Origin of the sequence: Mycolicibacterium canariasense (assembly GCF_002101555.1) — a bacterium.
In the GTDB taxonomy this organism is placed as follows: Bacteria; Actinomycetota; Actinomycetes; order Mycobacteriales; family Mycobacteriaceae; genus Mycobacterium; species Mycobacterium canariasense.
Map to the genome: position 1 here is coordinate 1 of NZ_LQOL01000014.1, position 1,603 is coordinate 1,603.

The window sequence follows — 1,603 nt, forward strand, 5'->3', positions numbered from 1 at the left end:
CCTTCCGCGTCAGAGATCGGTAACCAGGACTCGGTTTTAATTCTCCGCATTTTTGCTGGTTCGATCACCGGACCGGACAAGGAGATTTGATCATGACCAAGCTGAATCCTTCGGCGGCAGCCGGCGGCTCTCAGCCGCCTGCACGTCGGAGGCGCAAGAAGCTTGCGCCCTCGCAAAAGTACGAGGTGTTCACCTCGGTGTTGACCTCCTCGGCAACCCAACGTGAGCTCGCCGAGAAGTACGGGGTCGACCGGACCACGATCCGCTCGATCTGTGCGACCGCCAAGCAGGGCGCCCTGGACGCGTTGGCTGCCGCGGTGCCCGGGCGGCGCGGCAAGACCGGCCAGGAAATCGAACTGCAGGACGCTCGCGCCGAGATTGAGCGGCTCAAGGCCACGATCTGTGAGCAGGCGGTCAGCTTGCACCTGGAAAAGGGAAAAGACGGTTGGGACTGAACGCTGGCCTGGTCCCGGCCCGTGTCGCGGGGCCGGCCAAACAGGGGCTGCTCGAGCTGGTCGACCACGCCCGGGCCCACGGGTTCTCCGGGCGGTGGGCCTGCCGGCAGCTGGGCCTGGATCACGCCCGGATGTTGTCGTGGGCCGCTCAGGTGGCCGCCGGTGGTGATCTGGCCGACGCCGCGCCGGGCCCGCCACCAGGGGAGGCGTTGCACGCGTTGCTGGACTGGGAGAAGGACGCCGTCGTGGAGCTGGCCAAGGCCTGGGGGTGTGTGGACCTGTCCCATCGCAAGCTCGCTCACCGCGGCTCGAGGCTGGAGAAGGTGTTCGTGGCCGAGTCCACCGTGCTGAGGGTCCTCACCGCCGCCGGGATGCACCTGCCCGGGCTGCCCACGGTGCGCGACAAGCGCGCCAAGACGCCGTGGCCTGACTGGGTCGAGCTGGTCCCCGGGCAGATCTACATCTACGACTTCACCCACTTCACCGGTCTGCGCAGCTGGTGTGCGATCGCGGTGATCGACGTGGTCTCGCGCTACTGGCTGTCCACCGTGCTCGCCCCCGAGGAAACCTGGGTGCAGGTCGAGACCGCGTTCATCGCCGCACTCGAGGCCGACGGTAAGGGCTGGCTGCTTGAGGACGCCGCGCTCGCCGGCCAGCTGGCCAGCGGTCAGGTGCCCGACAACGACGACCGTCTCCCGGTGCTGCTGGCGGTCTCTGACAACGGCCCGCAGATGCGCTCGACCAAGACCGCGGAGTTCATGGCGATCGCCCGGATCGCCCAGCACTTCGGCCGCCCCGGCACCCCCAACGACCAGGCCTGGATCGAGTCGTTCTTCGGCCACCTCAAAGGCGAACACCCCTACCTGGACGCCATCGATGACCCCGCGGTCCTGCGCCGCGAACTCGACATCAGAAAGGAGCACTACAACACCGTGCGACTGCACGAGGGCATCGGCTACGTCACCCCCGACGACGAGCACCACGGCCGAGGCGAGGCCATCCGAAAAGCACGCCGAGCCGGCCTCACAGCCGCCCGCAACACCCGCATTGCCACCCGCCGCCAGATGCGGCACACTCACCCCAAGCCCACCAGCTCAGATGAGGACATTTAGAACCCCGAACTGGTTAGTTATCTCAGAAACGGCGCG

Annotated in this window: 2 protein-coding genes; both read left to right on the forward strand. The window is 67.2% G+C overall.

Going from position 1 to position 1,603, the window contains the following annotated elements; translation table 11 throughout:
* Positions 1–92 precede the first annotated feature (92 nt).
* A complete protein-coding gene (locus AWB94_RS01720) occupies positions 93–455 on the forward strand; it encodes a hypothetical protein (protein ID WP_062873637.1) in 363 nt (120 codons plus the stop codon).
* The gene (locus tag AWB94_RS01725) at positions 446–1,567 is read left to right on the forward strand and encodes an integrase core domain-containing protein (RefSeq protein WP_226057928.1); all 1,122 of its coding nucleotides are present in this window, start codon (positions 446–448) and stop codon (positions 1,565–1,567) included. The genes AWB94_RS01720 and AWB94_RS01725 overlap by 10 nt, the downstream gene beginning before the upstream one ends.
* The last annotated feature ends 36 nt before the right edge of the window (positions 1,568–1,603 follow it).

What these genes read in the sequence shown, in the direction of transcription:
- AWB94_RS01720 (WP_062873637.1), top strand. Translation starts at nt 93, where the DNA reads ATGACCAAGCTGAATCCTTCGGCGGCAGCCGGCGGCTCTCAGCCGCCT.